At 60.8% G+C, this 7,826-nt stretch carries 7 protein-coding genes; all 7 read left to right on the forward strand.

Going from position 1 to position 7,826, the window contains the following annotated elements; all coding sequences use genetic code 11:
- Positions 1–5 precede the first annotated feature (5 nt).
- The 7 genes from PanJK_RS07420 to PanJK_RS07450 all read left to right on the forward strand — a co-directional run bounded on the left by PanJK_RS07420 (position 6) and on the right by PanJK_RS07450 (position 7,603).
- Positions 6–950, forward strand: coding sequence for an ABC transporter permease (locus PanJK_RS07420; RefSeq protein WP_265298569.1), 945 nt, complete (start codon positions 6–8; stop codon positions 948–950).
- On the forward strand, positions 947–1,795 hold the full coding sequence (locus PanJK_RS07425) for an ABC transporter permease (protein WP_265298526.1): 849 nt from the start codon (positions 947–949) through the stop codon (positions 1,793–1,795). The genes PanJK_RS07420 and PanJK_RS07425 overlap by 4 nt, the downstream gene beginning before the upstream one ends.
- Complete coding sequence (locus PanJK_RS07430; protein WP_265298529.1) at positions 1,792–3,402, forward strand: dipeptide ABC transporter ATP-binding protein; 1,611 nt, start codon at positions 1,792–1,794, stop codon at positions 3,400–3,402. The genes PanJK_RS07425 and PanJK_RS07430 overlap by 4 nt, the downstream gene beginning before the upstream one ends.
- Positions 3,399–4,388 (forward strand): putative FMN-dependent luciferase-like monooxygenase, encoded by a 990-nt coding sequence (locus PanJK_RS07435; RefSeq protein WP_265298531.1) that lies wholly within the window; start codon positions 3,399–3,401, stop codon positions 4,386–4,388. Before PanJK_RS07430 ends, PanJK_RS07435 begins: the two co-directional genes overlap by 4 nt.
- A 91-nt stretch (positions 4,389–4,479) precedes the next feature.
- Complete coding sequence (locus PanJK_RS07440; RefSeq protein WP_256698807.1) at positions 4,480–5,577, forward strand: alkylhydroperoxidase domain protein; 1,098 nt, start codon at positions 4,480–4,482, stop codon at positions 5,575–5,577.
- 2 nt (positions 5,578–5,579) lie between these two features.
- On the forward strand, positions 5,580–6,731 hold the full coding sequence (locus tag PanJK_RS07445; RefSeq protein ID WP_265298534.1) for an amidohydrolase: 1,152 nt from the start codon (positions 5,580–5,582) through the stop codon (positions 6,729–6,731).
- 23 nt (positions 6,732–6,754) lie between these two features.
- Positions 6,755–7,603 carry a VOC family protein gene (locus tag PanJK_RS07450; protein WP_265298536.1) on the forward strand — a complete coding sequence of 283 codons (849 nt, stop codon included), beginning with the start codon at positions 6,755–6,757 and terminating at the stop codon, positions 7,601–7,603.
- The last annotated feature ends 223 nt before the right edge of the window (positions 7,604–7,826 follow it).

A 7,826-nucleotide genomic window follows, 5' to 3' on the forward strand; every position in this document is an offset into this window, starting at 1 on the left:
TAATGATGCAACGTTCACTGCTGCGAAGAGTGGGTCAAAGCGTTTTGGTGCTGTGGGCCGCGTTTACCCTGTCGTTCTTTCTGCTGCAGGTGCTGCCCGGCGATGCGGTGCTGATCAAGTTTCAGAATCCGGATCTGGGCCTCAGCCCGGATCAAATCGCCGAAATGCGACTGGCTTACGGCGCGGATAATCCGCTCTGGCAGCAGTACGTGCACACGCTGCTGGCGATGCTGCGCGGTGATTTTGGTTACTCGGTGCAGGCGGGCGTGCCGGTCAGCGAACAGCTGATCAGCAACCTGCCCGCCACGCTGCAACTGGCGCTGCTCGGCTTTGCGCTGGCAACGATTATCGCGTTCGCGCTGGCGGCGTTATCGCGTTTGCCAGCGCTGCGAGTCCTGCGTTCCGTGCTGCAATCGGTACCGGCGCTGTTTATCTCGCTGCCAACCTTCTGGCTCGGCATCGCGCTAATTCAGCTGTTCTCCTTCCAGCTGCGCTGGATCCCGGTGATCAATCCCTCGGCGCTGCAGGGTTTGATTCTGCCGGTGATTACCGTGGCGATCCCGATCTCCGCGCCGCTGGCGCAGATTCTGTTGCGCAGCATCGATCAGGTGTCAACCCAGCCGTTTGTGGCGGTGGCGCGCGCCAAAGGCGCCAGCGAAAGCCATGTGCTGTGGCATCACGTGATGCGCAATGCGCTGCTGCCGGTGCTGAACGTGGCGGGTTTGCTGCTCGGTGAACTGATCGCCGGGGCGCTGATTACAGAAACGGTGTTTGGCCTGAGCGGCGTCGGTCAGCTGACGCAGCAGGCGGTGAATAATCAGGACGTCGCGGTATTACAGGCGGTGGTGATGATTTCGGCGCTGGCGTTTGTGCTGATTAACCTGCTGGTCGATGCGCTGATGCCGCTGTTCGATCCGCGTCTGCAATCCATTGCCGGAGGACACCGATGAGCCTGGTCGAATATTCAACTGCACGGCAAAAAATCAGCACACCGCGCGTGCTCAACATCCAGCCCGGATTGTGGCTGGCGTGGGGCGTAATGCTGCTGGCGCTGCTGGCGGCGTTTGCGCCTGGCCTGTTTACCCATTTCAGCCCGACGGAAGGCGTGCCCGGCGCGCAGCGTCTGCCGCCGCAGGCCGCGTACTGGCTCGGCACCGATCAGCTAGGCCGCGATCTCTACACGCGCATTATCTATGGTTCGTCACAGTCGCTGTCGGCGGCGGTCGCAGCCGTGGCGATGGGGCTGATTGGTGGCACCACGCTCGGCGTGCTGGCAGGCGCGATGGGCGGGCGCACCGAGAACTGGCTGATGCGCTTAGTCGATGTGCTGCTGTCAATTCCCTCGCTGCTGCTGTCGCTCAGCATTCTGATTTTGCTGGGTTTCGGCACCGTTCACGCCGCGCTGGCGGTGGGCATCGCCTCAATTGCCAGTTTTGCCCGCCTGGCGCGCGGCGAAGTGGTGCGCGTGCGCCGCAGTGAATTCGTCGAAGCGGCTTACGGCAGTGGCGGCAGTTTCTGGCGCGTGTTGTGGCGCCACATTCTACCCAACTCGCTGACGGCGGTGATCGCCTTCGCCGCTTTGCAGTTTGGTCAGGCGATTCTGGCGCTGTCGACGCTGAGCTTTCTCGGCTACGGCACGCCGCCGCCAACGCCCGAATGGGGATTATTGATCGCTGAAGGACGTAACTATCTGGCGACCGCGTGGTGGCTCACAACTTTCCCCGGCATTGTGGTGGTCGCCGTGGTGCTGGCCGCTAACCGCATTAGCCGTCAACTGGCCGGAGGTGACGCATGAGCGCGTTATTAGCCATTGAAAATTTAACCCTTAGCTATCGCCAGCGCGGCGAGTGGCGCGCGGTGGTTCACAACGTCAGCTTTGAGTTGCAGCCCGGTGAAATGGTGGCGCTGGTCGGGGAATCCGGCTCCGGCAAAACCACCACCGCGCAGGCGATTATTGGTTTGATGGCGGACAACGGCCGCCGTGACAGCGGCAGGATTGTGCTGAACGGCACCGATATCGCTGGCTGGTCATCAAAACGTCTTGATAGCCTGCGCGGCGTCAGCATCAGCTTGGTGCCGCAGGATCCGGGCAACTCGCTTAATCCGGTGAAAACCATTGGCGATCAGGTCGGTGAAATGCTGCAGCTGCACCTGAAAATCAGCAAGGCCGAACGCCAGCAACGCGTGCTGGAGCTGTTGCAAAAAGTAGGACTGAGCCATCCGGAACAGCGCCTCAAGCAGTATCCGCATCAGCTCTCCGGCGGCATGAAACAGCGCGTATTGATTGCCATCGCCCTCGCCCTGCGTCCGCAGATTATCATTGCCGATGAACCCACCAGCGCGCTGGATGTCACGGTGCAAAAACGCATTCTCGATCTGCTGGATGTGCTGCGCCGTGAATCTGGCACGGCAGTGCTGTTTGTCACGCACGATTTGGCGCTAGCGGCAGAACGCGCCGATCGCCTGCTGGTATTTCGTCATGGCGAAGTGCAGGAACAAGGCCCGGCGGCGCAGGTGATCAACGCGCCGAAACATGCTTATACGCGGCAGCTATTAAAGGATGCCGATCCAGGCGACAGCGCGCTGTCCGTGCCGACACAAGCCAACTTCTCGTCACCGGCGATTCAGCTCTCCGGCATCAATAAACAGTTTTCACTGGGTCGCCAGCAGCAGTTACAGGTGGCGAAAGAGGTATGCGTCACCGTGGCGCGCGGTACCACGCACGCGCTAGTCGGCGAATCCGGCTCGGGGAAAACCACGCTGGCGCGCATTCTCTTAGGCTTTGAGCAGGCCGACAGCGGTCGCGTAGTAATTGATGGGATCGACGCCACCGCGCTGCGCGGTGAAGCGCAACGCCAGCTGCGCCGCAAGATTCAGTTTGTGTATCAGAACCCGTTTGCCTCGCTCGATCCGCGCCAGACGCTGTTCGCCATTATTGAGGAACCGTTGCGTAACTTTGAGAAGCTCAGCAGCGAGCAGCGTCGAGAACGCGTCGCCGCCGTGGCGCAGCGCGTAGCGTTACCGCTGGAGTTGCTGACGCGCAAACCGCGTGAGTTATCCGGCGGCCAGCGTCAGCGCGTAGCCATTGCCCGCGCCCTGATTCTGCAACCGGCGATTCTGGTGCTGGATGAAGCGACTTCGGCGCTGGATGTCACGGTTCAGGCGCAAATTCTGCAACTGCTGCAACAACTGCAACGCGAGCTCGGCCTCACTTATCTGTTAATCACCCACGACCTCGCCACCGTGCGCCGCATTGCGCACAGCGTCACCGTGCTACGCGCCGGTGAAGTGGTGGAGCAAGGTGACACCGTCACGCTATTTAACGCGCCTCAGCATCCGTATACCCGATCGCTGATTGACGCGATTCCCGCTTTCCGTCCGCTGATTAAGGAGTCTGCATGACGCGTAAACGCATTGGATTTTTCACCCGTCTGCTGGATGACACCAGCGCACAACAGCGCTATCGCCTGGCAACTGAACAGATTCAGCACGCCGAGCGCAACGGTTTTGACAGTGCATGGATTGCGCAGCACCACTTTCACGAGAAAGAAGGCGGCTTGCCGTCTCCGCTGCTTTTTCTGGCCCACGTTGCCGCGCACACCCGCACCATTCGCCTTGGTACCGGCATCATCACGCTGGCGATGGAGAACGCGCTGCGCGTCGCCGAAGATGCGGCGGTGCTGGATCTGCTAAGCAACGGTCGCCTCGAAGTCGGTTTAGGATCGGGCGGCACCGCGACCTCGTTTCTGCCATTCGGCATCACCATCGATCAGCGCGCCAGCGTGTTTGCCGATCATCTGCATCAGCTGCTGAGCGCCTGGCGCGGCGATACGTTGGGACATCCGGATAACCATCTTTATCCCGCTGCGCCGACGCTGGCGCAGCGCGTGTGGATCGCCACCTTCTCGGTGGAAGGTGCCGCGCGCGCGGGACAAGCCGGACACGGTTTGATGCTGTCGCGCACCCAGCCGCGTCCGGCTGGCCAGCCGGATTTGCCGCTGGATCAGATTCAGAACCCGATGATCGATGCCTATCTGGCGGCATTACCGGCGGGCATTGCGCCGCGCATTCTGGCTTCACGCACCGCTTTTGTGGCTGATTCCCGTGACTACGCGCGCCGCCTTGCCGAACCGGGCTTGCAGCGCCAGGCGCAGCATTTCCGCGAATCAGGACATGTGATTGGCCACACGCTGGACGAACAGGCGCGTCAGCTGGATGCACATTTCGGCGATGCCGACCAGGTGCGGCAATCGCTGCTCGCCGATACGTCGCTGCAACGCGTCACCGATATCAGCTTCCAGGGGCACTCCATCGATCCGCCACACGCCGACATTCTGCGTTCCATCGAATTGATTGCGGAACATATTGCGCCCGCGCTGCGTGGCTAGGTGATTAGCGGTCGCCAGGAATGGCGACCCTACGCAAGGTTTGTAGGGTCGCCATTTATGGTGACCTTCTAACGTTAAACTGGAGAATTTCATGTCTCAACCGACAGATTTACTGGCCGCGCTGGCGGATATCGATCCTGCGTCTGAACTGGCGCAGGCCCGTGCCGAGCGTCATGCCGCCACCCAGCATACCCAAGGCAGCTACGACGTGCTGTTTTCGCAAGATGATGAAGATTTGCCGTTAGCAGAGCGCTTCGCCCTCGCCGCGCAGGTTGCGGCCTGGCATAGTGCGTCAAGTCTTGAAGCGCATTACCGCCAGCACGATCAGCCGCAAAACGCGCGCTTCGCTGCGGGTCTGGCGTTTGCGGAACTGCTGAGCCTGCATCCGATTGATGCCGCGCCGCAGCACATCGAGAAACTGCAAACTGCCGGCTGGTCGCCGCGCGGTATCGTCACGCTGGCGCAACTGATTGCCTTTGTCAGCTTCCAGAGCCGCTTACTCGCGGGTTTGCGTTTGCTCAACGGCGAAGAGACGGCGTCGCAGCCACATGCGGTTGCCGGTAAATGGCACGATGCGCCGCTCACCGTCAGCGGTAAAACCGCCCTCACCGCCTTTACCCAACAGGAACTGGGTTGGGAACCGTGGCTGGCGGCGAAACCGCTGCATGAATTTAGCGCTGAAGAGCAGGCAACGCTGGCGAAATTCGGCCACAGCGACTCTGATTACTTCCGCCTGCTGGGCCGCAATCAGCCGCTGCTCGAGCAGCGCACGCTAACCGATAAAGGCATCTTCTACACCGCAGGCGGACTTTCACGCGCCGAGCGAGAACTCGCCGCCACGGTGGTGAGCAAGGTCAACGGCTGCATCTACTGCGCCTCGGTGCATGCGCGCAAAGCCAGCCAGCTGTCGAAAGATGAACCGTCGGTGCAGAAGCTGCTGAATGTCGCGCCGGGCGCGGAGCTGTCACACGGACAATCGGCGCGCTGGGCGGCGCAGATCGATCTGGTCGCCACCTTATCGATCACGCCTGCCGCCACCAGCCTGAAACAGCTGCAGGCGCTGCGCGATCAGGGATTCAGCACGCTGGCGCTGCTGGACCTGATTCAATCCGCCGCCTTCTTTGCCTGGGCGAACCGTCTGATGCTGACGCTCGGCGAACCTTTCTTACCTGAACACACACAAGGATGACCATGACGGATCTTTCCCATCAACAGCTGGTGCGCTGGCGACGCGAGCTGCATCAGCATCCCGAGCTTTCGGATCAGGAATTTGCCACCACTAAACGCCTCACCCGCTGGCTGCAGGAGCTGAACGTCAAGCTGCTGCCGCTGGAGCTGAAAACCGGTGTTGTGGCAGAAATTGGTCACGGCGAACCGCTGATTGCGCTGCGTGCCGACATCGACGCCCTGCCCATCGACGAGCAAAGCGATCACGCGTGGCGATCGCAGCAGCCGGGTGTGATGCACGCCTGCGGCCACGATCTGCACAGCAGCGTGATGCTGGGTGTCGCGCAGCACCTGAAACGCATCGAATCCCAACTGCCCGGCCGCGTGCGCATTCTGTTTCAGCCTGCCGAGGAGATTTTCACCGGCGCGAAGCAGCTGATCGCAGCGGGCGCGCTAAAAGAGGTACAGGCGATTTTTGGGCTGCACAACGCGCCGGATCTGCCGACCGGCGCGCTGCGCACGCGCGGCGGCGCTTATTATGCCAACGTCGATCGCTTCCAAATCACTATCACCGGCAAAGGCGCGCACGCCGCGCGTCCGCATGAAGGCATTGATAGCATCATGATTGGCAGTCACATCGTCACCGCGCTGCAAACGCTGCCGAGCCGCGTATTCAGTTCGCTGGAATCGGTGGTGGTCAGCGTGACGCGCTTTACCGCAGGCAACAGCTGGAACGTGCTGCCACAAACGGTGGAACTGGAAGGCACGGTGCGCACTCACAACGCGGCGATTCGCGCGCAGATCCCACAGAAAATCACAGCGCTGATCAATGGCATCGCCACCGGATTTGGCGCGCAGACGGATCTGGTGTGGCAGGAAGGGCCGCCTTCGTTGGTCAACACGCCGCAATGGGCCGATTTCGCGCTGGATCTGGCAGCTGAGCAAGGCTATCAAACCCAAGTTGGCACGCCACAAATGGGCGGCGAAGACTTCGCCTTCTACCTGCAGCAGCTGCCAGGCGCGTTCGTCAGCATCGGCAGCGCCAGTGAATTTGGCCTGCATCACTCCGGATTCGATCCGGATGAAGCGATGCTGGAACCGGCGGTGCATTACTTCACTGAACTGGCCCAGCGCGCACTGCTGACGCTGCGCCAGCAACAGGCGCTGGCATCGTGACCCTAAGAGCAAGGAGAAAAGCGATGACGATTTCTGTACCTGTTCCACATCTCGACCACGTGGTGATCAACGTTGCCAGCCAGCTGGATGACGCCAGCGCGCTATTTTGCCGCCTGGGATTTCAGCTGACCGAGCGCGGCCATCACTCGCTCGGCTCCAGTAATCATCTGGCAATTTTTGGTGATAACTATCTGGAGCTGTTGGGGTTTGAAGCTGGGCGCGGCAATCTGCGCCAGGATTTATGGCAGTCGCCGATTGGCCTCAGCGGTTTAGTGTGGAAAACCGAGGATGCCGACGCGGTGTGGCGCTATCTGGAGAGCCAGGACATTGACGGCGATCTGCCCGCGAGCTTTTTCCGCCCCGTGACGTTGCCGGACGGCACCGAGCAGGACGCGCGTTTTCGCACCGTGCGGCTGCGCCCGTCACTGGTGCCGAACGGTCGCAGCTTCTTTTGCCAGCATGACACGCCGGATTCGGTATGGCAGGACGCGTGGCGCGTCCATCCCAATGGCGTGAGCGATATCGTCGAGTTCGTGGTGGTGGCGCAGGATCCCGCCGCCGCCGCCCAGCCTTACAGCCGCTTGTTCGGTGCCGATAAACTCACCGCCTGTCAGGAAGGCGCGTTTGTGCTCAAAGCGGGCGTGGCGACGGTGCGCTTTGCCTCTGCGGAATATGTGACACAGCGCTTCGCCGGATTGCCGATTGATTACGACGGCAGCGCGCGCATGGCAGGATTGAGCTTACGCACCACGGATCTGCGCAAAGTGAAAGCCAGCCTGCTGCTCGGCGACGTGCCGTTCCGCGAGGAAGCGTCGGCGATTATTGTCGGTGCCGAGCAAGCGTTTGGCATGGCGTTACGGTTCCAGTTGTGATTTGTAGGGTCGCCATTTATGGCGTAATGCCGATCAGTTAAGCCCGAAATGATCGGTTGAACGATCCTCCAGTTCTGCAAAAATCCGTAATCTCACAGGGATTACGGATTTTTTTATGTTACTCAGTCAGGCTCTCGATGCCGTTCTTAACTTTACGCCCAAAGAGTTCTCCGCGCTCTCCGATCTGCTCTCGCCTGAACTCATCGACGAATGCCTGGCTGAT

It is taken from the genome of Pantoea sp. JK (genome assembly GCF_026130245.1).
GTDB classification, from domain to species: Bacteria; Pseudomonadota; Gammaproteobacteria; order Enterobacterales; family Enterobacteriaceae; genus Pantoea; species Pantoea trifolii.